The 23457-nt window shown below is 41.6% G+C and carries 26 protein-coding genes; 16 read left to right on the top strand and 10 right to left on the bottom strand.

Going from position 1 to position 23457, the window contains the following annotated elements:
- Nucleotides 1–115 precede the first annotated feature (115 nt).
- Nucleotides 116–742: a LysE family transporter gene (locus F927_RS12935; RefSeq protein ID WP_005085693.1), complete on the top strand. Its 627-nt coding sequence runs from the start codon at nt 116–118 to the stop codon at nt 740–742.
- Between the two features lie 10 nt (nt 743–752).
- Here F927_RS12935 and znuB read toward each other — a convergent pair whose 3' ends face one another.
- Genes znuB through F927_RS12920 form a run of 3 tightly spaced genes read right to left on the bottom strand, consistent with a single transcriptional unit; the run spans nt 753 to nt 2824 of the window.
- Complete coding sequence (znuB, locus tag F927_RS12930) at nt 753–1562, bottom strand: zinc ABC transporter permease subunit ZnuB (protein WP_004637474.1); 810 nt, start codon at nt 1560–1562, stop codon at nt 753–755.
- 3 nt (nt 1563–1565) lie between these two features.
- Nucleotides 1566–2354: a zinc ABC transporter ATP-binding protein ZnuC gene (gene znuC, locus F927_RS12925; RefSeq protein WP_005085692.1), complete on the bottom strand. Its 789-nt coding sequence runs from the start codon at nt 2352–2354 to the stop codon at nt 1566–1568.
- Complete coding sequence (locus tag F927_RS12920) at nt 2327–2824, bottom strand: transcriptional repressor (RefSeq protein ID WP_004637476.1); 498 nt, start codon at nt 2822–2824, stop codon at nt 2327–2329. Before F927_RS12920 ends, znuC begins: the two co-directional genes overlap by 28 nt.
- Nucleotides 2825–3091: 267 nt before the next feature.
- Here F927_RS12920 and F927_RS12915 point away from each other — a divergent pair, with 267 nt between their 5' ends.
- From F927_RS12915 to F927_RS12860, 12 genes are all read left to right on the top strand, one after another.
- The gene (locus F927_RS12915; protein ID WP_005085690.1) at nt 3092–3931 is read left to right on the top strand and encodes a metal ABC transporter substrate-binding protein; all 840 of its coding nucleotides are present in this window, start codon (nt 3092–3094) and stop codon (nt 3929–3931) included.
- 170 nt (nt 3932–4101) lie between these two features.
- Nucleotides 4102–4500 (top strand): ATP synthase subunit I, encoded by a 399-nt coding sequence (locus tag F927_RS12910; RefSeq protein WP_005085688.1) that lies wholly within the window; start codon nt 4102–4104, stop codon nt 4498–4500.
- 99 nt (nt 4501–4599) lie between these two features.
- Entirely contained in the window at nt 4600–5475 is an 876-nt protein-coding gene (gene atpB / locus F927_RS12905) for a F0F1 ATP synthase subunit A (protein WP_004637481.1), read from the top strand.
- A gap of 83 nt (nt 5476–5558) precedes the next feature.
- Nucleotides 5559–5804: a F0F1 ATP synthase subunit C gene (gene atpE / locus F927_RS12900; protein ID WP_000424060.1), complete on the top strand. Its 246-nt coding sequence runs from the start codon at nt 5559–5561 to the stop codon at nt 5802–5804.
- Between the two features lie 39 nt (nt 5805–5843).
- On the top strand, nt 5844–6314 hold the full coding sequence (locus tag F927_RS12895; protein ID WP_004637483.1) for a F0F1 ATP synthase subunit B: 471 nt from the start codon (nt 5844–5846) through the stop codon (nt 6312–6314).
- Nucleotides 6315–6325: 11 nt separating this feature from the next.
- Complete coding sequence (locus tag F927_RS12890; RefSeq protein ID WP_004637485.1) at nt 6326–6862, top strand: F0F1 ATP synthase subunit delta; 537 nt, start codon at nt 6326–6328, stop codon at nt 6860–6862.
- Nucleotides 6863–6904: 42 nt separating this feature from the next.
- Nucleotides 6905–8449 carry a F0F1 ATP synthase subunit alpha gene (atpA, locus tag F927_RS12885; RefSeq protein ID WP_004637486.1) on the top strand — a complete coding sequence of 515 codons (1545 nt, stop codon included), beginning with the start codon at nt 6905–6907 and terminating at the stop codon, nt 8447–8449.
- Nucleotides 8450–8526: 77 nt separating this feature from the next.
- Nucleotides 8527–9396: a F0F1 ATP synthase subunit gamma gene (atpG, locus tag F927_RS12880; RefSeq protein WP_004637487.1), complete on the top strand. Its 870-nt coding sequence runs from the start codon at nt 8527–8529 to the stop codon at nt 9394–9396.
- A gap of 30 nt (nt 9397–9426) precedes the next feature.
- Nucleotides 9427–10821 (top strand): F0F1 ATP synthase subunit beta, encoded by a 1395-nt coding sequence (atpD, locus tag F927_RS12875; RefSeq protein WP_004637488.1) that lies wholly within the window; start codon nt 9427–9429, stop codon nt 10819–10821.
- Between the two features lie 28 nt (nt 10822–10849).
- Nucleotides 10850–11269, top strand: a complete 420-nt coding sequence (locus F927_RS12870) for a F0F1 ATP synthase subunit epsilon (RefSeq protein WP_004637489.1) — start codon at nt 10850–10852, stop codon at nt 11267–11269.
- Between the two features lie 138 nt (nt 11270–11407).
- Nucleotides 11408–11887, top strand: a complete 480-nt coding sequence (locus tag F927_RS12865) for a DUF2846 domain-containing protein (RefSeq protein ID WP_005085684.1) — start codon at nt 11408–11410, stop codon at nt 11885–11887.
- A 189-nt stretch (nt 11888–12076) separates the two neighbouring features.
- Nucleotides 12077–14230 carry a hypothetical protein gene (locus F927_RS12860; protein ID WP_005085682.1) on the top strand — a complete coding sequence of 718 codons (2154 nt, stop codon included), beginning with the start codon at nt 12077–12079 and terminating at the stop codon, nt 14228–14230.
- A 27-nt stretch (nt 14231–14257) separates the two neighbouring features.
- Here the strand turns inward: F927_RS12860 and F927_RS12855 are convergent, their stop codons facing one another.
- The 4 genes from F927_RS12855 to F927_RS12840 all read right to left on the bottom strand — a co-directional run bounded on the left by F927_RS12855 (nt 14258) and on the right by F927_RS12840 (nt 17696).
- Nucleotides 14258–14860 carry a hypothetical protein gene (locus tag F927_RS12855; RefSeq protein ID WP_005085680.1) on the bottom strand — a complete coding sequence of 201 codons (603 nt, stop codon included), beginning with the start codon at nt 14858–14860 and terminating at the stop codon, nt 14258–14260.
- 166 nt (nt 14861–15026) lie between these two features.
- On the bottom strand, nt 15027–15572 hold the full coding sequence (locus F927_RS12850) for a glutathione peroxidase (protein WP_004637493.1): 546 nt from the start codon (nt 15570–15572) through the stop codon (nt 15027–15029).
- A 115-nt stretch (nt 15573–15687) separates the two neighbouring features.
- Nucleotides 15688–16461 carry a helix-turn-helix transcriptional regulator gene (locus F927_RS12845; protein ID WP_005085678.1) on the bottom strand — a complete coding sequence of 258 codons (774 nt, stop codon included), beginning with the start codon at nt 16459–16461 and terminating at the stop codon, nt 15688–15690.
- An 11-nt stretch (nt 16462–16472) separates the two neighbouring features.
- Entirely contained in the window at nt 16473–17696 is a 1224-nt protein-coding gene (locus F927_RS12840; protein ID WP_005085676.1) for an MFS transporter, read from the bottom strand.
- A 146-nt stretch (nt 17697–17842) separates the two neighbouring features.
- On the opposite strand from F927_RS12840, the gene F927_RS12835 reads away from it, so the two are divergent.
- On the top strand, nt 17843–18490 hold the full coding sequence (locus F927_RS12835) for a TetR/AcrR family transcriptional regulator (RefSeq protein ID WP_017394444.1): 648 nt from the start codon (nt 17843–17845) through the stop codon (nt 18488–18490).
- 102 nt (nt 18491–18592) lie between these two features.
- On the top strand, nt 18593–19513 hold the full coding sequence (locus tag F927_RS12830) for a DMT family transporter (RefSeq protein ID WP_005085672.1): 921 nt from the start codon (nt 18593–18595) through the stop codon (nt 19511–19513).
- Between the two features lie 375 nt (nt 19514–19888).
- On the opposite strand, the gene F927_RS12825 is transcribed toward F927_RS12830, so the two are convergent.
- From F927_RS12825 to F927_RS12815, 3 genes are read right to left on the bottom strand one after another with little or no spacing between them, the layout of a single operon-like run.
- On the bottom strand, nt 19889–20458 hold the full coding sequence (locus F927_RS12825; RefSeq protein WP_005085670.1) for an L-threonylcarbamoyladenylate synthase type 1 TsaC: 570 nt from the start codon (nt 20456–20458) through the stop codon (nt 19889–19891).
- 37 nt (nt 20459–20495) lie between these two features.
- The gene (gene dprA, locus F927_RS12820; protein WP_005085669.1) at nt 20496–21626 is read right to left on the bottom strand and encodes a DNA-processing protein DprA; all 1131 of its coding nucleotides are present in this window, start codon (nt 21624–21626) and stop codon (nt 20496–20498) included.
- An 11-nt stretch (nt 21627–21637) separates the two neighbouring features.
- On the bottom strand, nt 21638–22789 hold the full coding sequence (locus tag F927_RS12815) for a LysM peptidoglycan-binding domain-containing protein (protein WP_005085668.1): 1152 nt from the start codon (nt 22787–22789) through the stop codon (nt 21638–21640).
- A gap of 125 nt (nt 22790–22914) precedes the next feature.
- Between F927_RS12815 and def the strand changes: the two genes are divergently transcribed.
- On the top strand, nt 22915–23445 hold the full coding sequence (gene def, locus F927_RS12810; protein WP_004637502.1) for a peptide deformylase: 531 nt from the start codon (nt 22915–22917) through the stop codon (nt 23443–23445).
- Nucleotides 23446–23457: the final 12 nt, after the last annotated feature.

The raw sequence follows: 23457 nt of genomic DNA, 5'->3' as shown, positions 1-23457 counted from the left end.
GTGCCTGATGTTGATTGAGCTTAAAAGTTTATTTGCTCAGTTTTATGGTCTTATCACATAAGATCATGGCAAAATAAAAACGGTATAATTCCACTTTTTATGTTGCCGTGTTGCTATGTCTTTACAAGTCTGGTTTGCGTTTATGTTGGCCTGCTGGGTGATTAGTATTTCACCTGGTGCGGGAGCAATTGTCTCCATGTCGAGTGGCTTAAATCATGGGTTTAAGCACGGGTATTGGAATGTGATAGGGTTGCAAATTGCATTGCTGCTTCAAATTATGATTGTTGCTGCGGGTGTCGGTGTATTGTTTGCGACAACACCTTGGGCGTTTCAGTTGGTGAAATGGTTTGGTGTTGCCTATTTACTTTACTTGGCGTATCAACAGTGGACAGCACCCATTCAAGCCATTGAGATTGAAAAAGAATACATCCACAAATCTGCTTCTGCTTTGATGTTTAAAGGATTTGTGGTCAATATGAGTAATCCCAAAGCGATTGTATTTTTATTGGCGGTGTTGCCTCAGTTTTTGGACTTAGGGCGACCACAGTGGTTGCAATATCTGATTATGGCGATCACCATGGTGACAATCGATTTGATTGTGATGGCGGGTTATACAGGGTTAGCTTCAAAAGTATTGAGATTATTGCGATCACCAAAACAGCAGAAATATTTAAATCGAAGCTTCGCGATGATGTTTAGCTGTGCTGCATTGCTACTTGGCGCAATCCAGCAATCCAATTAAAAAATGCGGATTAGCTTGTCTGTGACGATCTATTAAATTTTTGAAGCATAAAAATCACGGCGAAGATCAGCGCCATAAATAGGACAATACTTAAGCCCGTCGCGATATTTAATGCTGCACTTGACCATAAGCCAACTGTAATACCCAATTGTGCGAGCAAGAATGCCCAAAGCACCATTTGTTTAGGCGAGTGAGCAAGGAGACGTGCACTCAATGCTGGGATGACTAATAGCGCACCCATGAGTAATGAGCCTACAGCACGCAGTGCTAAGACCGTAAACAAAGCCAGAAGCAACATAAAAATTAAGCGTTGCCAATTGGCATTGATCCCTTCGCTCATCGCGATATCTGGATCAATTGCGATTTGGATTTGTGCAGACCATGAACGATATAACACCACCAAAGCGATCATGATGACTACCGCAAAAATAGGTAAGTCTGACCATTCAATACTGAGTAGATCGCCAAATAAATAGCTTAATAACTCTGGTCTTAGGCTTGGGACTTGTTGAATCAGTAGTAAGCCAGCACAGAGAAGTGTGGCTGAACACAACGCCAGCAATGCATCATTAGGTAGCCGAGAATCATGAAGAACCCATAAGATGGCAACTAACAATAGCGCTAAAAAACCAACGCCTAACCAAAAAGGAAGACTCAAAATTCCTGCGATTGCGACCCCGAGCAACGTACCGTGAGCCATCGTATCTGCAAAGAAAGACATTCTGCGCCATAGCATTAGACAGCCGAGTGGTGCGGTCAAGAACACCAGTAATGTTCCCATAATCCAAGCGGGTAATAGCAGTTGTAACCATTCCATCATGGCTTAGACCTTTGGTTCGGGATGAATATGGGGGCGAGGGTCATGCGCACATGGCTCAGCATGATCACTATGCACACAGTGGTTATGATGGTGCTGGTAAAACATCCGTTGCGTCCCAAATATAGCTTGATACTCAGGATGCTGTTGGATACTTTCAGGTAAGCCACTACAACAAATATGTTTATTTAAACAAACCACACGATGTGTTCCTTGCATCACCCATTGTAAGTCATGTGAAACCATCAGTACTGCACAGCCATAGCGTTCAGGTAGGCTGCGAACATATTCATACAACTCTGCTTCGGATTGGATATCTAAACCTTGCATTGGCTCATCTAGAATGAGAATGTCAGGTTGACGTAATAATGCACGAGCTAGAAGAACACGCTGGCGTTCGCCTCCAGACAATTGTTGGACTCTAGATTCTTGTAATTTTGAGATGCCAGTATCGTGGATAATTTCTTGACGAAGACGTTTCTCGCAAAACTCTAAATCCAATAGGTCTTGAACACGAAGTGGTAAACTTGCAGATGGATTGAATTTTTGTGGGACATAAGCCATTTTTAACTTTTTCGAAAAATGAACTTTGCCTTTATTGGGAGACATGATGCCCAGTAATACTTTAATGAGAGTCGACTTTCCTGCGCCGTTTGGACCGATGAGCGTGACAATCTCTTTGGCATTTAAGTCAAAATCAACATTTCTCAAAATCTCTCGTTCATCACGTTGAACAGAGATATTCTCCAACTGGATGAGTGGAGTTGTTAGGGTGCTGTGCTGCACTGATGACATTTCCCAGAAATTTCAATAATGCTGTGCTGAGCAGTGAATTGATCGGAAGCAGCCAATTGGTCAAGTTGCTGGATCAGTCCTTGAGCAGACGCCTCTTTAACCATATGGCATTCTGTACAAATTAGGAATGCAGCTTGATGCCCTTCACGTGGATGACAACAAGGGATATAGGCATTAATTGAGGTGAGACGGTGAATTAAGCCTTTTTCCAACAAAAAGTCGAGTGTCCGATACACTGTTGGTGGGGCAGCAGGGCGATCAGCTTGGCCTTTTAATTTTGCCAACAAATCGTAAGCACCCATCGGTGCAGAGGCATTTAAAATGAGTTCAAGGACTTCTTTGCGTAAAGGTGTGAGCCGTGCACCAGTTGTGGTACACAGATATTCTGCTTCAGCAAGTCGTGCTTTGATATCATGATGACCATGAACACCGTGTAAAGCATTGTCATGTTCATGTGAACAAGAACTCATAAATGGACCTCATTATTAGCCAAGGGTCTATTGATCTTCACGCACACATTAAAAAGTGATCCAAGCCACTAGATTTAGCAAGCATCTAAAAAAATAGAAATGTGTAGTGTGTTCAATAGACCCTACATCATACCATGCAATTCATTGAGAACTCACTATATAAGTCATACTTGTGATAGAAGCTGTGGCAAATATAGAAAATAGACATAGGCATTTTTGAACTTTTGTTATATTATAACATGCCTTGCCAAGTTGAGTAGTGTTGTAATGTTGCGCCTTGTTTTGTTCGTCACCTTTTCCTTATTAAGCACATGGGGCTGGACGCAAAGCTTAGTCGTGTCAACACAGCCAATTTATTTGATTGCAAAAGAAGTGACCAATGGTGTGGAAACGCCAACTCTTCTTTTAAGTGATCAGACGGGACATGATGTCCACTTAACGCCTGCACATCGCAAAATCATTCAGGATGCTTCCTTGGTGATTTGGTTGGGCAAGGCACATGAAGCACCATTAGATAAATTGTTAAGTCAGAATAGAAAAGCCATTTCACTTTTAGATGCGGGTATTTTGACAATTTTACCACAGCGTAGTTTACGTGGTGCATCATTGGATAATACAGTTGATAGTCATGTTTGGTTAGAACCTAACAACGCGGTTCGAATTGCATTTTTCATCGCGGCCTTACGCTCGCAACAATACCCAGAAAACAAAGCGAAATACACAGCCAATGCACGAGAGTTTGCGCAGCAAATGCGACAAACAGCGCAACAATATGAAAGTAGTCATAAGTCAAAACCATATTGGTCTTATCATGATGCATATCAGTATTTAGAAAGAGCACTGAATTTGAAATTTGCAGGTGCTTTGACTGATGATCCACACATTGCACCAACAGCCGCACAGATTAAGTATTTGAATGACAATCGTCCAAAAACACAGATGTGTTTGTTGGCTGAAATTTCAGCGAATCAAAATGTCTATCGCAGGTTAAATCCCGTCATTTTTGAAACAGTGGATGAAAGCATGAACGGTGAGGACAATTTTATTGCTGCTTGGAAAAAATTGGCTTCAAAAACCGATAAATGCGTGATAAGTGTTCAAAATTGATCAAAAAAATAAAAATGCGTTGACTCTATCGTCAAAAAATATGGTAACGAAAAAAGCAGACTTAGGTCGATAAAAGATTGCATGTTCAGGGGTGTAACTCTATAATGCCAGCGATTCGAAACGATCATGATTAAAACTTGTCAAGCAGTTATGCTGTGAGTGGGTAAAAAATGAGCCGAACTAGTCGCTTGATTGACCGACGATTAGCAAAAGCTTTGGTCTTCTTACAAGCATGTATGATTCCAGTTGCAGCTTTGCTGGCATGGATGATAAATGATAGAACTGCTGGTTTGAGTGCTGCGCTTGGGGCCTCGGTTTGTTGGTTAGCATATTGTTATTTTGCTTGGCAGTCGTTCAGGACGGCTGGTGCTAGGGCATCAAAACAAGTCATGCTCAACATGTATCGGGGAATGCTCGGTAAGTTTGCGATTGTGATCGTGGGTTTTATTTTGATTTTGAGCAATGTTAAACCGCTGTCACCGGTTGCATTGTTGGGTGGATTTATTCTCGTTCAAGCAATGTCGTGGGTTGCGCCATTTTGGGTGTCACGATTGCAACAACGAGAATAGGGCACATTTAAAGATTTTTGGAGGGTAGAGTGAGATATTTGCAGTCCGCAATATTCATTTTTCCTCTTTTTAATGATTGACATTGACCAGGTGTGATTTATGGCTGCTGAAGAACATGCCCTGACTTCGACCGAGTATATCAAGCATCACTTGACCAATATGACCTATGGCAAAATGCCAGATGGGACATGGAAATTGGCTGAGTCTGCTGAAGAAGCTCAATCGATGGGGTTCACTGCAATTCACTTGGATTCAATGGGTTGGTCTATCGGACTTGGTATTATTTTCTGTTTGATGTTCTGGATTGTTGCGAAAGCTGCTAACGCAGGTGTTCCAACAAAATTCCAGTCAGCAATCGAGATGATTATCGAGTTTGTGGACTCAAGTGTCCGTGACACCTTTCATGGCAAATCACGTTTAATTGCACCATTGGCATTAACCATCTTTGTGTGGATTTTCCTCATGAACTTGATGGACTTAGTGCCTGTTGACTGGATTCCTGTCCTAGCTCAACAAATCGGTGCTCACGTATTTGGTATGGACCCGCATCATGTTTACTTCAAGATTGTACCGACTACAGATCCGAACATTACCTTAGGTATGTCGTTATCTGTGTTCGCCTTGATCTTGTTCTATAGTATTCGTGAAAAGGGTGTAGGTGGTTTTGTTGGCGAATTGGCACTTAACCCATTTAACCCAAGTAATAAATTTGCAAAAGCGTTATTGATTCCAGTGAACCTTGTATTGGAGTTAGTAACTTTCCTTGCTCGTCCAGTTTCGTTGGCTCTTCGACTGTTCGGTAACTTATATGCGGGTGAGTTGATCTTCATCTTGATCGCATTATTGCCGTTCTGGATCCAGTGGGCGTTATCTGTGCCTTGGGCTATTTTCCACATTCTTGTAATCACGTTGCAAGCATTTATCTTTATGATGCTGACCATCGTTTACTTGAGCATGGCAAGCGAAAAGCATTAATGGTATTGCCTAACTATCAGTTGATGGTTGGGCTTAAATTTTTAGTTTAATTTGGTAATAACCTAACCTCTGAGGAATTTTTCATGGAACTCACTTTAGGTCTAGTTGCAATTGCATCTGCTATCTTGATCGCTTTCGGTGCTTTAGGTACTGCGATTGGTTTTGGTCTTTTGGGTGGTCGCTTTCTAGAAGCTGTTGCTCGTCAACCAGAATTGGCTCCACAACTTCAAACTCGTATGTTCTTAATCGCGGGTCTTCTTGATGCTGTGCCTATGATCGGTGTTGGTATTGGCTTGTTCTTCATCTTCGCTAATCCATTTGTAGGTTAATAGCTTAATTCCTAAATCCACATATTGAGGAATAGCGAAATGAATATCAACCTCACATTGATTGGCCAAGCGATTGCATTTGCGGTTTTTGTCGCATTTTGTATGAAGTTTGTTTGGCCACCACTAATCAATGCGATTAGTGAGCGTCAGCGTAAAATTGCTGATGGCTTAAATGCTGCTGAAAAAGCGAAAGCTGACTTAGCTGATGCGCAAGCACAAGTAAAGGCAGAGATCGATGCAGCAAAAGCACAAGCGGCTCAATTGATCGAACAAGCGAACCGTCGTGCGGCACAATTGGTCGAAGAAGCGCGTACCCAAGCTGCGGCTGAAGGTGAGCGTATTCGTCAACAGGCGAAAGAAACTGTTGATCAAGACATCAATGCTGCTCGCGAAGAATTACGTCAACAAGTTGCTGCTTTGGCAGTTGATGGCGCAGAAAAAATTCTGAACCAACAAGTTGACGCAGAAGCTCATAATGCCATGCTGACTCAGCTGGCTGCTAAACTTTAAGCGAGGGAAATATGGCTGAACTCTTGACGTTGGCACGCCCATACGCTAAAGCAGCATTTGCTTATGCATCTGAGCAGAATGCAACTGACGCTTGGTCAAATGCGTTACAACTGCTCGGTGCTGCGGTGCAAGATGAAGCATTTTCCGCTTATTTAAATCGCCCTGAGCTGACTCCTGCGGAACAAGTAGGTCTTTTTGCGAAGGTTTTAGGTGAAGATCAATCTCAAGCAGTGTCAAATTTTCTGACACTTCTTGCAGATAACGATCGTTTAACGTTGTTACCTGAAATCGCAGCAGAATATGAATTACTTAAATCGCAGAACAACAACACCTTGGAAGTAGTGATTGAATCTGCTTTCCCGATGGACGCGAAGCAAGAGCATATTTTAGCTCATGCACTAGAAAAACGTTTTAACAAAACAGTTCAAATGACTGTGACCGTTAATCCGGCGTTGATCGCAGGTGTTGTGATTCGTGCAGGCGACCAAGTGATAGATGACTCTGCGCTTAACAAGCTTGAAAAAATGCGGACTCGTCTTCTTGCGTAATAGCAAAAAGACTGAACTTAAAAAAGATTGAGGAATAGCGCAATGCAACAACTGAATCCATCCGAGATCAGTGCGCTCATTAAACAGCGTATCGGCGATCTGGACACCAGCGCGACCGCAAAAAATGAGGGTACCATTGTTATGGTATCTGACGGTATCGTGCGTATTCACGGTCTTGCGGATGCCATGTACGGCGAAATGATCGAATTCGACGGCGGCTTATTCGGTATGGCACTGAACCTAGAACAGGATTCAGTGGGTGCCGTTGTTTTAGGTAACTACCTAAGCCTGCAAGAAGGTCAAAAAGCTCGTTGTACTGGTCGTGTATTAGAAGTTCCAGTAGGTCCTGAACTTCTTGGCCGTGTAGTAGATGCTTTGGGTAACCCAATTGATGGGAAAGGCCCTATTGATGCAAAACTAACTGATGCTGTTGAAAAAGTAGCACCAGGTGTAATTTGGCGTCAGTCAGTAGACGAACCTGTTCAAACTGGTTATAAATCAGTTGATACCATGATCCCTGTAGGTCGTGGTCAGCGTGAGTTGATTATTGGTGACCGTCAAACTGGTAAAACAGCAATGGCGATCGATGCGATCATCGCTCAGAAAAACTCTGGCATTAAGTGTGTATATGTTGCGATTGGTCAAAAACAATCAACAATTGCAAACGTTGTACGCAAGCTAGAAGAAACTGGCGCTATGGCGTATACAACTGTTGTCGCAGCAGCGGCTGCTGATCCTGCAGCAATGCAGTATTTAGCTCCGTACTCTGGCTGTACAATGGGTGAATACTTCCGTGATCGTGGTGAAGATGCGTTAATCATTTATGATGATTTGTCTAAGCAAGCTGTTGCTTACCGTCAAATTTCATTGTTATTACGTCGTCCACCAGGTCGTGAAGCGTATCCAGGTGACGTATTCTATCTTCACTCGCGTCTTCTTGAACGTGCTTCTCGCGTTTCTGCTGACTATGTTGAGAAATTCACGAACGGCGAAGTTAAAGGCCAAACTGGTTCTTTAACTGCATTACCGATCATTGAAACTCAAGCTGGTGACGTATCTGCATTCGTACCAACCAACGTAATCTCGATTACTGACGGTCAGATCTTCCTAGAAACATCATTATTCAACGCAGGTATTCGTCCTGCTGTGAACGCGGGTATCTCTGTATCTCGTGTTGGTGGTTCTGCTCAAACTAAGATCATCAAAAAATTGTCTGGCGGTATCCGTACTGCTTTAGCGCAATACCGTGAATTGGCTGCGTTTGCTCAGTTTGCTTCTGATCTTGATGAAGCGACTCGTAAGCAACTTGAGCATGGTCAACGTGTAACTGAGTTAATGAAGCAAAAACAATATGCTCCATACTCAATTGCTGACCAAGCTATTTCTGTATATGCATCTAACGAAGGTTACATGGCTGACGTAGAAGTGAAGAAAATCGTAGACTTTGATGCTGCGTTGGTTTCTTACTTCCGCTCTGAACATGCTGCGTTAATGCAACAGATCGATGAAACTGGTGATTACAACAAAGACATCGAAGCTGCAATCAAAGCAGGTATTGAGAGCTTCAAAGCGACTCAAACTTACTAAGTTAAGCTTTAGTTAAGTTTGGTTCACGGATCAACCTTCGAAAGCTCGAAAGAGCTTTCGACTACTAGGTTAAGCGTATGGCAAATTTAAAAGAAATTCGCGCCAAAGTAGCTAGTATCAAGAGCACGCAAAAGATTACTCGCGCGATGCAAATGGTAGCTGCTTCTAAAATGCGTCGTGCGCAAGAGCGCATGGCTCAAGGCCGTCCGTATGCCGATAATATGCGCCGTGTAATTGCTCACTTGGTTCAAGCAAACCCTGAATACAAACACCGTTATATGGTTGAACGCCCTGTTAAGCGTGTTGGCTATATCGTGGTGTCTTCAGATCGTGGTTTGGCAGGTGGCTTGAACATTAACTTGTTCAAGAAAGTTGTGCAGCATGTCAAAGCACAACAAGAGCAGTCAATTGAAGTTGAATTTGCTTTGATTGGTCAAAAAGCGGTTTCGTTTTTTAAGAGTTACGGCGGTAAAGTGCTTGGTGCAACTACCCAACTTGGTGATACACCGAGTTTGGAACAGTTGACAGGTTCTGTTCAGGTGATGCTTGATGCATTTGATAAGGGTGAATTAGATCGTATTTACCTTGTGTCAAATGGTTTCGTCAATGCGATGACCCAACAACCTAAAGTTGAACAACTTGTTCCTTTGGCACCAGCAGAAGAAGGCGAAGATCTTAACCGTACTTATGGTTGGGATTATATCTACGAACCAGAAGCAGAAGAGCTGTTAAATGGTTTGTTGGTTCGCTATATCGAGTCGATGGTTTATCAAGGTGTAATTGAAAACGTTGCATGTGAGCAATCTGCTCGTATGGTCGCAATGAAAGCAGCGACAGACAACGCAGGACAATTGATTAAAGACCTACAACTCATTTACAACAAGCTGCGTCAAGCCGCGATTACTCAGGAAATTTCCGAGATCGTTGGCGGTGCCGCTGCCGTTTAACATTATTAAGTTTGAATTGAGGAGACAGCAATGAGTAGCGGTCGTATCATTCAGATCATCGGCGCGGTTATCGACGTCGAGTTTGAGCGCAATAGCGTTCCTAAGATCTATGACGCTCTCCAAGTTGACGGTACTGAAACTACATTAGAAGTTCAGCAACAGCTTGGCGATGGTGTTGTTCGTACCATCGCAATGGGTTCTACAGAAGGTCTTAAACGTGGCCTGAATGTAACTAGTACAAATGCACCGATTTCTGTTCCAGTAGGTCCTGCTACGCTTGGTCGTATCATGGACGTTTTGGGTCGTCCGATTGATGAAGCGGGTCCAGTTGCGACTGAAGAGCGTTTGCCGATTCACCGTGAAGCACCTTCTTATGCAGAACAAGCAGCTTCTACTGATCTTTTAGAAACAGGTATTAAAGTCATTGACTTGCTATGCCCGTTCGCTAAAGGTGGTAAAGTTGGTTTGTTCGGTGGTGCTGGTGTTGGTAAAACCGTTAACATGATGGAGTTGATCAACAACATCGCTAAAGCGCACTCAGGTTTATCTGTATTCGCTGGTGTTGGTGAGCGTACTCGTGAAGGTAACGACTTCTATCACGAAATGAAAGATTCTAACGTTCTTGACAAAGTAGCAATGGTCTACGGTCAGATGAACGAGCCACCTGGTAACCGTTTACGCGTAGCGTTAACTGGTTTGACCATGGCTGAATATTTCCGTGATCAGAAAGATGAAAATGGTAAAGGTCGTGACGTATTGTTGTTCGTAGACAACATCTACCGTTATACACTTGCGGGTACTGAAGTATCAGCATTGTTAGGCCGTATGCCATCTGCAGTAGGTTACCAACCGACACTTGCAGAGGAAATGGGTGTTCTTCAAGAGCGTATTACGTCGACTAAGTCTGGTTCGATCACATCGATCCAAGCAGTATACGTACCAGCCGATGACTTAACAGATCCATCTCCTGCAACTACGTTTGCTCACTTGGATGCAACAGTTGTATTGAGCCGTGACATCGCTTCACAAGGTATTTACCCTGCGATCGATCCACTTGACTCAACTTCACGTCAGCTAGATCCATTGGTTGTTGGTCAAGAGCATTATGAAATTGCACGTTCTGTACAGAACGTATTGCAACGTTATAAAGAGCTTAAAGACATCATCGCAATCTTGGGTATGGACGAATTGTCTGAAGAAGATAAATTGGTTGTTTACCGTGCGCGTAAAATCCAACGTTTCTTCTCTCAACCATTCCACGTAGCTGAAGTATTTACTGGTGCACCTGGTAAATTAGTACCACTTAAAGAAACGATTCGTGGCTTTAAAGGTCTATTAGCTGGTGAATACGATCACATTCCAGAACAAGCGTTCTATATGGTTGGTGGTATTGACGAAGTGATTGCTAAAGCCGAGAAACTTTAATTAGCAACTCTAATTTAAGGAGATTCTCATGGCGACGATGCAATGTGATGTTGTAAGTGTGAATGAGTCGATTTACTCTGGCACGGTTACGATGTTAATCGCAAAAGGCGCAGGTGGTGAGCTTGGTATTTTACCAGGGCACGCACCACTTGTAACTTTGCTCCAACCGGGCCCGATTCGTGTTCAGTTGGAAAATGGTACAGAAGAAATCGTTTATGTATCTGGCGGTGTGTTAGAAGTTCAACCTCATGTTGTGACTGTACTTGCAGATACTGCAATCCGTGCGGACAACTTAGATGAAGCGGCAATTTTAGAAGCTCGTAAACAAGCTGAACAATTGCTCGCAAATCAAAAGAGTGATTTGGATTCTGCTGCTGCACTTGCTTCGCTTGCAGAAACTGCAGCACAGCTTGAAACGATTCGTAAAATCAAAAATCGCGCACTTTAATCAGTACTGATTTTCGATTGAAAAAGCCACCGTCAGGTGGCTTTTTTATTGGAAAATAAACTGGAAACAAAATTCAAATAGTTCTCATTTTCATATAAAGTACTGCTCGCAATATATAACTTCATGAGAATTATCATAATGAAAATTTTACTTCCAGCCATTCTTGCACTGACATTTGTTGGTTGTGCTTCCGTACCGCAAGCAACACCGCAATTGTCTCAACAAGCAAAAAAACTTGATGCACCTACAGAAGGTAAAGCTGCGGTTTATGTTTACCGTTCAAATAGTGTGTTGGGTGCAGCACTCAAAAAAGATGTTTGGATTGACGGAGAGTGTTTAGGTGAAACTGCGCGTGGCACATTCTTCTTAAAAGAGGTGGAGGGTAACCAGAAACATACGATTTCGACTGAATCAGATTTTTCACCGAATCATTTGACACTGAATACAGAAGCAGGAAAACAATATTTTATTCAGCAATATATCAAACCTGGTGTAATCACAGGTGGCGCGAACCTGAAACAAGTAGATTTAGAGACAGGTAAAAAAGCGATTGCTGAGTATAAATTTGCACAAGCTGGAAAGTGTAGTAAGCAGAGTATTAGTTTGGATAAAAAGTAAATTAGCGATTTTTTTAAATAATAACAACGCTTAATTCAGTTTTTAGCACCTTCAATATCAATCTTAGATTGTTTTGAAGGTGCTTTTTTATTATCTCGAAACATAATATGATGAATGCTTAACGATGAAGGGATGACATCGTTGTAAGCTATAACGAATGCGTATATTAAAGAAAAAATTAGGAAAAGTATGTTAGCAAGTAATGTCTTAAAGTTGCGCTTGGATCGTATCGAACAACAAGGACATCATTTGTCTGTCAAAGATCAGATAAAACTCGTGACATTAATACAGCCTGATTTAACGGCTAATCTCTATACGCAATTTTTTAGTCTAAACTTACCTAAAGTTTGGAATTTCCGACACAGTACAGTCGATGAAACGCATTGTTCATTGCGTTTGATTCAACTCATCAATCAGGTTTTTATCCCGGCCTATCCACAACATGCTCATCGATATGCGTGGTTTGAGCAAGGGCTCAATTTTAGATTGCAACATGCTCAGTCACCGCTTGCGATATCTGAACGAGCCGCATTGTTAACTCAGTTACTCGCTTGCCAAGATAGTGATCTAAAACTGAGTATTCTTAACCAGTTACAAGATAAATATAATAATCCTTCCGTTACGTTAGCATTAGCCGAGTTATATTCTCGTTTAGAGGATTGGTCAGCTGCAATTAAAAATTATCGTATGCTATTTCAACAGCAAGCTTATCATCCTGAAAGTGTGCACTATGATTTTATACACTGTTTGTTGAGTCGAAATGATTATCATAATGAGCAAGGACAGCGTGATGCGGTTGAGGCTTTAGAATGTTTGACCAATCTTGATTGTGTTCAACAACCGCATTTACATGAGCAATTAACACAAAGGGCTGTAGTGCTGTTATTGCCAGCAAACTTGCAATCCCAGCCTCGTGAATTACCTAAATCATTGCTTGGTATACAGCATAAATTTAAATTTGTTGGATATTCCTTGAATCATTGGCTAACCACAGATGAGTTTATCGTTCCTTATTATAAAAATGTGGTGGAGAGTGCACCCAAATTACTCAATAACCATGAAATTACGATGAACTTAGATCGTCATAAAGCGGCGAATACGGCATTGCAAAAAATTCTCATGGGGCGTGATCTTAAGTTAGTCAGTGGGATTAATGCGGTCAATCATCGTATGGGATTTATTTGGAACTACTTACAAATAAATCCATTGGTACTGGATGCTTTGGTAACAGCCGCTCATCGTGAGCCCGATGCATTTTATAACTTAAAGCAAATCCCAACATCTGATTACCAGCATGATGCAGCGTTGTTACAAGTGTCATCTTATCTTGCTAAACAACAAGTTGCGTATAATCTAAGTCAACAAGGACATTGCATCGAATTTGTTGAGCATACTGATGTTGCAAGTTTTGATTTGATCGTTGATGGCACACCTATGCAAGTAAAATGTAGCTTAGATGCCGATCAAATAGGAACATTTGCACGACAGCATCCGCATATTGCGATTATTGTGAATATTGAACTTGCGCATTTACAAGAAAAATATCCTTCTGTCTTTGCTGATTTTGCTTTGAGCTATGCTTCAGTGCAGCGCTCAGCTGTTGCATGTTTGCAGCATTCAACTGGCAATGAAGAGTTTTTACCGATCCCATTAATGAATACTGGTTTTGCGGTATATCGTAATTTTAATACATCGATAAATTCACCCATATTGGGGATGTATTCGCAGGATAAATATTCGAGTTCAATATCAAAAAATAGTTTGGCTGTTGAAGCTACAATGGGGCGTGCACTTTCGGATTCAATTGGTGCTTTCTTTATTGGGGGGATTGCAGTATATCGAACTTGGCGGATACACAAGATTGAGCAACGCCGACCTACTTCTGAGAAAGTTGCGTTGAAGGCGCAATCCGATTTGGTCGTCGATTTGTTGATTCGCTTTGCAGAATGGTTTAATCAGAATTTATTAAAATATCGAGTTGATTTATACGCATTTCAACTGAGACAGATTGAAACAAAGTTGATGGGGAAGATCCCAGAAGCAATCATTTCAACAACCTTATATGCTTATAAGTTTGAGGCTTATCAACGTGCACAAAGGTTGTATATATGGATACAAAAACAATTAGCGCATGATCACCCTAAACGCAGAGCTCAGGCAGGCTGGGTTGCATTGGCACAGGCAGACCAATTTATATCGATTGAATTGAAACAGCATGTGAGACAGTTAAATGCTGAACTGCAAAAGTATAAGCAAATGTCACAACATGCGGAAAAGCTACCAGATTTGGAGCAACAAGCCCCAAACGATGCCAACCCACCTTATTCAATTCAAGCTATCTAAGATTTAAAAATCAGAAAATTTATGAGATTAGTTTGGCTGATCTGCTTCTGAAGTTGGATTACCTAAAACAAGAGCTGCAAGTTTCAACATATCGACCTGAATTTTATTAAACTGTGCTGCGATTTTTTCAAAATCTAATTGGCTAATGTCTTGTTGACCATGTAAAAGAGGTAGATTGAGTAACTGTTGATTTGCGCTCAGCAGACTTTGGCGGATTTGGTCTACTTCGGTGCTTTTGAGTTGCAAAGACAACAAAACATCATGTAATGCATGAAGCTCTTGTTTAAGTTTTGCAGTACTTTCTTTGAGTTGTTGAACATTCTGGTTTTGAATCGCCTGTTCGAGTTGGCTCTGTGAGTTCTGGAGCAATGCTGTGTAGTCATCTGTTTTGAGTTGCAATTGCGCAACATCACGGATGATATTAAACATATTGCCGTGACTTAGATTTTGGTTGTCAGCAATATTGGATAGAGCGTCTTGCTCGGTGCTCGAAGGGGTGTTTTGTTCTTGTTCAGTATATTGCTGAGCCTGTTCATTCTTTTGAGGAGGTTGGTCACAACCGACCAGCGCAATCGTGCTAATCAATGCTGCTGCAGAAAGAATCGCGGAGATTGGGCGGTATTTAAGCATGACAGAACTTCATCAAAATCTGAAAAGAGCGTCACTATAATCAGAAAGTGTGAAGAAAAATGTGATTTTTGCAATTCGTTAACATTTTCATGCAATAAGATAATACAGGTTGGTTTGAGCTGAAGTATGAGAAGAATAAGGCTATTCTTCTCAGTGATGATTAAACTTATTTCGCCAATTCAGCTTCAATCGCAGTCACAATGCGTTCATCATCTGCCGTGATATCAGGTGCAAAGCGTGCAACGATTTCACCATTTTTATTGACCAGGAATTTCTCAAAATTCCAAAGAACCTCTGGTGGGTTGTTCGGTGTTAAACCATAATCTACAAGATCTTTCCACCAAGGTCCTTCACCGATTCGTTCAGGAATCGCTTGGGTCAATGTTTGATAAAGTGGATGTTTATCATCACCGGCCACAGAAATCTTGGCGAAAAGTGGGAAATGTACATCATAATTGAGTGAACAGAATTGTTCGATTTCTTCATTTGAACCCGGTTCTTGTTCTAAGAAGTTATTGGCAGGGAAGCCGAGAATTTCCAAGCCTTGATCTTTTTTCGCTTGATATAGTTTTTCTAAACCTTCGTATTGAGGGGTCAATCCACATTTTGAGGCTACATTCACCAAGAGTAAAACTTTGCCTTTATATTGTTCTAGATCAATGTCTTGGCCTTTAATGTCTTTAACTGGAATGTGATAAACCGATTGGCTCATGGAGGGTGTCCTAATTTGTTGTTGTGAAATCACTTGTTTGTTTTAACTGCTAATCTTTTAGAGTGCAATGCTATTGATATGAATACATACAAAATATGCTGAAAAATGTATAACTTTAAAGCGTTGCATTTTTAAGTTGTATGGGGGTTTGTCCTGTGTAGCGTTTAAAGAACTCGATAAAACTTGAACTGTGATGATAGCCGAGTGCAAATGCCAGCTGTTTGATGGTCATTCCTTCGCGAATTTGATTAATTGCAAAAATAATTTTTGCTCGATTGCGCCATTCTGAGAGTGTGAGTTGTAACTCTTGTTGACTCAGCCGTAATACATGTCGTTCGCTCACGTTAAAATGATGAAGAACCTGTTGTAAGCTCAAATGAAATAACTCAGGATCAGCAAGCTTTTCTAAAATAGGAGATAAAATAGGATGATTGCTTTGCGGAAGATAATGGGAATACGTCGGTGCTTGTTTGAGTTGATCGAACAACACTTGGAGTAGATGCTCCAAGTACTCTGGTGAATGGCTTTGCTTTTGTTGTTCGAGGATTTGAATGACCAATGCGCGGAAAAAAGGTTGGATACTAAAACAACGGCAACTATTTCCTAAAAATTGCCCGAATTTAGGGTGCAGACGAATACAAATATAATGAATTTCATGTTCGACGGGCAGCGATTGATGTTCAGTACGTGGGGGTAACCACAGTCCATAGCTGGGGGGAGAAAGGTAATATTTCCCTTCAATATCAAACTCTAAAGTTCCATTGAGACTGAAGTTAAAGTCCCCCCAAAGTGAAGAATGAGGGCTAACAACGTCATCTATTTGATAAAGAAATTCATGCACTTCAATACCATGTAAAAAAGGAAATTGTTTAGCCAGATCATGCTTCATGGGGAATATCTCTATTCATTTTCACAGCTGAGTTGAGGATTATTTAAACCGCGTGCTAGCGTGAAAATCAAGACTAGAGAGCAAAGTACCAGCGGAAGCATGGCAAAGAATAAGATGGTGCCATTAAAATGATCGACAATAATTCCGCCAAACATACTGCCTAAGGCAATTAAAATGAGGAAGGTCAATGTCACCATTGGCATGCCTTTTTCTACTGCTTCTGGTGCGTGGGTAAACATCCAGATATTCACTGCCGTTGGTATGATGCCATAAGCGAAGCCCCATAAAGCCGTCAACACCATGGCGGTCATGATATGTGCACCAAACATTGGCAGGCTTAGAAATGCCAAAAAGAATGCAAAGCCACTGACTGCAAAAGTATAGCGAATATTGATTTGCCCGAGATAACCCGCAAAGATATTGCCAAAAATCCCCGCAATTCCATATACCAAAAGTAAACGGCTAATCAGCCCATCAGAGAAATCAATCTGATGTTTAAAAAAGGCTGAAAAATAACTATAAACTGCGAAGTGTGCAAATCCCATAAAGATAAAAATAATCAGCCCTTTACGAGCAGCGGGATGTTGCACAAGAATTGGAAGTTCTTTCCAACGCAGCGAAGACGATGGTTTTAATTGAGGTAAATAGAGGTATTGGAAGATAAAAAGCAAGATTCCCATGAGTGATATGACGGTGAAAGAGGTACGCCAGCCATTATACTGTGCCAACCACGTGCCCATAGGTACACCGAGTACACTTGCTAAAGTCACCCCGAAAGCGACCCAAGCCGTTGCTTTAGCAATCGGTAAATGCGGTGGAGCTAAGCGACCACTGAGAGCAACTGCTGTTGCCCAAAAGCCACCAATCGCAATCCCTAAAATAATACGTCCAAACAGTAATAATGCAAAGTTGGACGCAAAAGCTGTAATGAAATTGGCCAAAATCATGAGCAAGGTTAACAGTAGTAATAGTGTCCGGCGATCCAGTGTTTTGGCCGATATCGGGATCAATACTGCGGCAAACATTCCGACGATGGCCGTTAGCGAAACAGTTAAACCTGCTGTTCCAACGGACACTTGAAAATCTCGTGCGATCTCATTAAGCACGCCCACAGCAAGGAATTCACCAGTGACCAGCGCGAAAGCACTTAAAGTAACGGAGAGCAGTGCAAACCAATTGCCTTGAGAAGGGTTTGACTCAATGGGTCGTATATCAGTGGGAGATGATTGTTCCATAATAATTTCCTTTATTGTTATATAGATAACAATAAAATTGAAAAAGATTGAATTTTTATAACGATCGTTAAAAAATAAAATAGTTGATAAAAGCGATGGCGTCAATTAATTTAATAGTGATCGTTATAAAAATATTTGTGATTGCCATGACCCATGCAGATGATTCCCTAATAGCACCGAGTGACGACACGCTCAAAAAAAAGCGTGGACGGCCAAAGTGCTTTGATGAACAACAGGTTTTAGAAAAAGCAATGTTATTGTTTTGGGAACATGGTTATGAAGCGACATCTGTCAGTGACTTAACACAAGCATTGGAGCTGACGGCACCAAGTTTATATAGTAGTTTTGGTGATAAAGCGGGGCTTTTCTATAAATGTATTGATTATTATTTGGCGCATGAGGCTTGTCCTATTGAAGCGATCTTCTTAGAAGCAAAGACTGCTAAAGTGGCATTCGAACTTTATCTTTATGACAATGTCCAACGTTTAGCACAGCCAGATAAACCAACAGGATGTATGTTGGTGGTGGCGACCATTAACTGTTCGGATAATGCACAACAAATTCAGCATAATATTTTAGAAAAACGTTTAAAAACCAAGCAAAGACTACTAGAACGTCTGCAACAGGGGGTTGCCGAGGGTGACTTGGCAGCAACTGCACCCGTAACGGAAATGGCTGATTTCTATGCCACGGTGTTACAAGGCTTAACCATGCAAGCACGGGATGGTGCAACGGTCACCCAATTACATAAAGTGGTTGAGCATGCGATGCGGACATGGGAATTATTCGAATGATCGATGTCTAAAGCGCGATATAAATGTCTGATATACGATATTTCAATTATTTTGGACATCTCTCACAATATTTGCATGGTTGTAATAAGGTGAGACAAACTGATGGGTCAGTTATCTAAATATCAGAAATGGGCATTTGTATTGCCATTGATTGCAGTCTTGATTTGGTCGCTGAATATTGCAGTAACCCGCTATGTTGCTGATTATATTTCACCAGTTAGTATCAGTTTCTATCGCTGGTTGGTGGCATTTCTGATATTAACGCCGTTTATGTTACCTAAGATTTGGCAGCAACGCGCTTTGATTCGCCCTCTTATTCCAAAATTGGCGGTATTAAGTGCTTTTGGTATGGTGCTATATCAAGGTTTGTCCTACGCGGCAGCGCATTACACCACTGCCACCAATATGGGAATCGTCAATGCTTTCGTTCCTATCTTTACCATTTTTATCTCATATCTGATTTTAAAAGACCGCCCAAATCGATTTGCGATTTTAGGAAGTGTACTGTCATTTGCTGGATTGCTTTATGTCATGGGGCAAGGTCATATTTCCAGCTTATTTATGCAGGGCGGGCATTGGGGTGATGCTGTGATGGTACTTGCAGTTGGATTTTATGCTTTTTATGGTGTATTCCTTAAAAAGTGGCAGTTAAAGCTGCCGCTCATGACCAGTTTATATGTTCAAATCGGATTTGCATTGGTATACCACCTGCCATTTTTACTTTGGTTTGGGCTGGACTGGATCAATGCTGAAAATGCAGCAAGTGTAATTTATGCAGGCGTCTTTCCGTCCTTAATCGCGCCTTTGCTATGGATGTTGGCTGTTCAGGTCATTGGACCCAATCGAACCAGTATTTTTATGAATCTGATGCCAGTGTTTACAGCAATTATCGCGAGTTTTTGGTTAGCGGAAAGCTGGACAATTTATCATAGTATTGGTGGTTTTATGATCTTGGTTGGGATTATTCTGGCACAGAAAAAAAGCCTAAAACTGCCATCTCGTGCGTTAGAATCGACAACTTAAGATGTAAATAAAATGCGTGTTTGTATAAAAAATAGACAAACGCGCATTTTATTTGGTATGAAGACGATTCTTTCTATTTGATATTACAAGTATATTTTGAAGAACAGCTAAAATTATCATCAAAAAAAAGCTCAATAAAAATAAAAATATAATTTTATTGAAAATCCAAAGGTGACAAAAATGGTATGCTTTTCACATTTTTTGTTAGGAGAATAATATATTTGTATAAATGAGATGATTCCGCCATAATAAACACCGAAGCAAATTGATACATTTTTTATTTGCTGACCGAATTTTCGAACCCTCTGGATGTGATTATACACATCCTTTTTATGCTCAGTTATCCCTATATAACTGAGCTTTTTTTTGCCTATTTTAGGCGCGAACAACTTCACCTGTTAACGCATTGAGAATCCGACTCGGTTCTTGACTCAAGCCTAAATTGCCTGCTAAGTAATGTAGGGAATGACCAAAGTAGTTATGTGCTTCCTCTAAGCTGCGAGCTGGTGCTAACCCGGCAGGATTAGCGCTGGTAGACACAACAAATCCACCAAAATGGTGACAAAGTTGGACACATAATGGATGTGTAGTGACGCGCACCGCGACTAAAGGGTGCTGTCCTTTGATCCATGTCGGAATGTGTTGGTCTGCGGGTAATAGCCATGTCGTTGCGCGTTCTGTTTCAACACGATCTGACCAACTATTAATCACCTGATGCCGAATCGCGGGTTCAAGGTCTTGTAATAAATGCTCTACTTGCTCGATACAGCCTGCTAATAAAATGACACCTTTCTCAATTGGACGATGCTTGCATTCAAGGACATTTTGAAAAGCCTGTTCATTGAATGGATCACAACCTAGCCCCCAAACGGCTTCAGTGGGATAGGCGAGTACTTGTCCTTGTTTTAAAAGTTGAGCTGCATCAGCAACAGAGGAAGTAATCATGTTATGTATACGAAAAAAGGAGGAGACATTGCTTAGTTTAAAGCATTGGGCGACAACGTAAATAGCGTCCGCCTTGTTGTGTACATAAACCTAATAGCTCAAGTTCCATGAGGTGTGAAGTAAGCTCAGCAATATTGCTTTGCTGTAGTTGTGTGAGTTGGTCTATGTCTTGTCCAACCCAGTCTAAACATTGATATAGACCAACCAAGTGTGAGGGAAGGTTAGGGGCCGCATTTGAGGATTTTTCTGAGGATTGTTGTTCAGATTGCCATTGAGTAGGTAAGGCTAAGTCCTCGATTACTTGCTCAGGATGATCGACTAAGATTGCACCTTCTCGAATGAGTTGGTGACAGCCTTGATGATGTTCACTATAGATATGCCCAGGAATCGCAAACACCATTTTTCCTTGGGTAGCCGCCTGATTGGCAGTAATGAGAGAACCACTTTTGATGGCGGCTTCAACTACAACTACACCAAGACTTAAACCACTGACGATACGATTTCGACGAGGGAAATGTTGTTGTAAAGGCATAGTGGAGGGAATGAACTCGGAGATGATAGCACCCGACTGTGCAATTTGCTGGGCTAGTTGTAGATGCTGAGCTGGATAGACACGGTCTAATCCTGTTCCAACAACAGCAATGGTACGTTGATGAGCCAATCCACCTTGATGTGCAGCATGATCAATACCATGGGCTAGACCACTACTAATATAAAAACCTTTTTCACTTAAATAATACGCAAAATCATAAGCGACTTGGCGCCCATGAGGACTCGGTTTGCGGCTTCCTACCATCGCGATTTGTGGTTGTAATAAAGCGTGTGGATTCCCTTGTCCAAAAAGTATCGGTGGATGGTCTGAGTAAGGGAGCAGTTGTGTTGGATAGCCAATATCTTGGGGTGTTAAAATAAAATCACTATGTTGACAGATTAATTTTACTAACTGAGCAAATTGTTGTTGCCCTTCAGGTGTTTGAAATTCAGCTAAACGTTTTAAATGATTGGCATGTAAGCCCAGTTGTTGCCACTCAGAAAAACGCTCAGTTTGGGTGGCCTGTTCGCAATCACCAAAATAGTCGATAATTTTTTGAAAGCTAGAAAGTGAATGTTGAACCAAATACCACACCAGCACGGTAGAGTAATGGTGAGGTAATAATTGGTTCAACATATGCCATCTACTTAGTTATCTAAACGAGGTGGTTTGATACTTGAGCCCATTTTTATTGGTAACTCACTTTCAAGCACATACGCATAGCTGATACGGTCAAAGCTCTTAAAGATCATCACACTACCGACATACTGTCCTGGTAATTTGACATTTTCTTTCGTTTTCGGATCTTTAACTGTTTCACCGTCTTGATAAGCATTAAATACTTGTCCGATTTCGATTCCATCAGCTGTACCACGATCGACGGTGACAACACCATTTTTAGCGGCTGTACCAATTGAACCCATGACACGAATGATTTTACCGCCATCAGTGACTTGATTTGCATCGGTTGGGTAGAACAATGTTGGTAACATGGCATCTTGTTCAGGCATGACACGATCACCACGACGAACTTCACCGTTATAACTATCGGTTAACTCAACAGTGGTAATATCCTTTTCAGTGCTAATGGCAACACCTGAAGCAACTTGGGTCAATTCAACGCCAAGAATGTGCTTTTTACCATGTTCATCAAGGATGGTGTACGGTTCACCTTCACGGAATACGCCATAGCGTTGACCATTTTCAATGCCGTTACCACGGACATAAACACGTTGACCTTTACCAGCGAGTACACGTTGATCGGCTGTACCCAAGATATAAGGTGTATGCGCAATTGCATCAGCTGGAAGAACCGAAGTACGCTCGAGCCATTGTTGAATGTGCGCCAGTGGAATAACTGGAATGCTATTGTTGAGTGCTTCGACACGCACCTGTGGGCGTAATGTTGAGGTGTTGCCTGTATAACGGCGAATAATACCCGCACAGCCATCTCCCTCATCTTTACCCACCAATGGTTTGCCATTCAAACTACAAAGCAATAAGCGATCGCCTGGATAGATCCAATGTGGGTTTTTAACGTGCTTATTGCTTGCCCAAATCTCAGGCCAACGCCAAGGCTTGCTTAAAAACTTACCTGAAATGTCCCAAAGCGTATCGCCTTTTTTGACCACATAAACGTGTGGTGCACCCACTTTTACTGAGGGTGGACTAACGTTCGGACTTGCAGCATGTGCAAGATTGACACTCATGCCTAGTCCTGCACATATTGCAGCGGCAATCAGTTGTTTTTTTAACCCCAAGGCATGAAATGATTGTATGCCGTTTAAAACCTTTTTCATTATCATAATTCCTAAAAATTATGTGTGTAGTTGCGTTATAATAACGACTTTACACACAATTTTTTTTGATCAAGCATTCCCTTCAGTCGGTTTTCTGATCAACGGCATAAGTTGAGGATGTCAGTATGGCCTTATTACCTATTCTAAGTTTCCCTGATCCCCGCCTTCGTACCATTGCCAAGCCAGTCGAAGAAGTCACTGATGAGATTCGTCAGCTTGCAGCAGATATGCTTGAAACCATGTACGAGGCACCGGGTATAGGTTTAGCGGCAACTCAGGTTGATCATCATATTCAGCTTATTGTTATGGATCTCTCTGAAGAGAAAAACCAACCGATGGTGTTCATTAACCCCAAAGTCACTCCGCTGACTGAAGAAACGCAGCCTTATGAAGAAGGCTGTCTCTCTGTGCCTCAAATATACGATAAAGTTGAGCGTCCGTCACGCGTAAAAATCGAAGCAATTAACCTTGAAGGTCAAGCATTTGAGTTAGAAGCTGACGAACTTCTCGCTGTTTGTATCCAACATGAAATGGATCACTTAAATGGCAAACTTTTTGTTGATTATTTATCACCACTAAAACGCCAACGTGCGCGTGAAAAGGTCGAAAAAGTGGTTCGTCAACGTGAAAAAGAGAAAGTTGCAGTTAAACGCTAAACTGTAAAAATC

Origin of the sequence: Acinetobacter haemolyticus CIP 64.3 = MTCC 9819 (assembly GCF_000369065.1) — a bacterium.
Taxonomy (GTDB): Bacteria; Pseudomonadota; Gammaproteobacteria; order Pseudomonadales; family Moraxellaceae; genus Acinetobacter; species Acinetobacter haemolyticus.
Note: the sequence above shows the minus strand (reverse complement) of the source record. Positions and strands in the feature narration are given on the sequence as shown.

What these genes read in the sequence shown, in the direction of transcription:
- F927_RS12935 (WP_005085693.1), top strand. Translation starts at nt 116, where the DNA reads ATGTCTTTACAAGTCTGGTTTGCGTTTATGTTGGCCTGCTGGGTGATT.
- znuB (WP_004637474.1), bottom strand. Translation starts at nt 1,562, where the DNA reads ATGATGGAATGGTTACAACTGCTATTACCCGCTTGGATTATGGGAACA.
- znuC (WP_005085692.1), bottom strand. Translation starts at nt 2,354, where the DNA reads ATGTCATCAGTGCAGCACAGCACCCTAACAACTCCACTCATCCAGTTG.
- F927_RS12920 (WP_004637476.1), bottom strand. Translation starts at nt 2,824, where the DNA reads ATGAGTTCTTGTTCACATGAACATGACAATGCTTTACACGGTGTTCAT.
- F927_RS12915 (WP_005085690.1), top strand. Translation starts at nt 3,092, where the DNA reads ATGTTGCGCCTTGTTTTGTTCGTCACCTTTTCCTTATTAAGCACATGG.
- F927_RS12910 (WP_005085688.1), top strand. Translation starts at nt 4,102, where the DNA reads ATGAGCCGAACTAGTCGCTTGATTGACCGACGATTAGCAAAAGCTTTG.
- atpB (WP_004637481.1), top strand. Translation starts at nt 4,600, where the DNA reads ATGGCTGCTGAAGAACATGCCCTGACTTCGACCGAGTATATCAAGCAT.
- atpE (WP_000424060.1), top strand. Translation starts at nt 5,559, where the DNA reads ATGGAACTCACTTTAGGTCTAGTTGCAATTGCATCTGCTATCTTGATC.
- F927_RS12895 (WP_004637483.1), top strand. Translation starts at nt 5,844, where the DNA reads ATGAATATCAACCTCACATTGATTGGCCAAGCGATTGCATTTGCGGTT.
- F927_RS12890 (WP_004637485.1), top strand. Translation starts at nt 6,326, where the DNA reads ATGGCTGAACTCTTGACGTTGGCACGCCCATACGCTAAAGCAGCATTT.
- atpA (WP_004637486.1), top strand. Translation starts at nt 6,905, where the DNA reads ATGCAACAACTGAATCCATCCGAGATCAGTGCGCTCATTAAACAGCGT.
- atpG (WP_004637487.1), top strand. Translation starts at nt 8,527, where the DNA reads ATGGCAAATTTAAAAGAAATTCGCGCCAAAGTAGCTAGTATCAAGAGC.
- atpD (WP_004637488.1), top strand. Translation starts at nt 9,427, where the DNA reads ATGAGTAGCGGTCGTATCATTCAGATCATCGGCGCGGTTATCGACGTC.
- F927_RS12870 (WP_004637489.1), top strand. Translation starts at nt 10,850, where the DNA reads ATGGCGACGATGCAATGTGATGTTGTAAGTGTGAATGAGTCGATTTAC.
- F927_RS12865 (WP_005085684.1), top strand. Translation starts at nt 11,408, where the DNA reads ATGAAAATTTTACTTCCAGCCATTCTTGCACTGACATTTGTTGGTTGT.
- F927_RS12860 (WP_005085682.1), top strand. Translation starts at nt 12,077, where the DNA reads ATGTTAGCAAGTAATGTCTTAAAGTTGCGCTTGGATCGTATCGAACAA.
- F927_RS12855 (WP_005085680.1), bottom strand. Translation starts at nt 14,860, where the DNA reads ATGCTTAAATACCGCCCAATCTCCGCGATTCTTTCTGCAGCAGCATTG.
- F927_RS12850 (WP_004637493.1), bottom strand. Translation starts at nt 15,572, where the DNA reads ATGAGCCAATCGGTTTATCACATTCCAGTTAAAGACATTAAAGGCCAA.
- F927_RS12845 (WP_005085678.1), bottom strand. Translation starts at nt 16,461, where the DNA reads ATGAAGCATGATCTGGCTAAACAATTTCCTTTTTTACATGGTATTGAA.
- F927_RS12840 (WP_005085676.1), bottom strand. Translation starts at nt 17,696, where the DNA reads ATGGAACAATCATCTCCCACTGATATACGACCCATTGAGTCAAACCCT.
- F927_RS12835 (WP_017394444.1), top strand. Translation starts at nt 17,843, where the DNA reads ATGACCCATGCAGATGATTCCCTAATAGCACCGAGTGACGACACGCTC.
- F927_RS12830 (WP_005085672.1), top strand. Translation starts at nt 18,593, where the DNA reads ATGGGTCAGTTATCTAAATATCAGAAATGGGCATTTGTATTGCCATTG.
- F927_RS12825 (WP_005085670.1), bottom strand. Translation starts at nt 20,458, where the DNA reads ATGATTACTTCCTCTGTTGCTGATGCAGCTCAACTTTTAAAACAAGGA.
- dprA (WP_005085669.1), bottom strand. Translation starts at nt 21,626, where the DNA reads ATGTTGAACCAATTATTACCTCACCATTACTCTACCGTGCTGGTGTGG.
- F927_RS12815 (WP_005085668.1), bottom strand. Translation starts at nt 22,789, where the DNA reads ATGAAAAAGGTTTTAAACGGCATACAATCATTTCATGCCTTGGGGTTA.
- def (WP_004637502.1), top strand. Translation starts at nt 22,915, where the DNA reads ATGGCCTTATTACCTATTCTAAGTTTCCCTGATCCCCGCCTTCGTACC.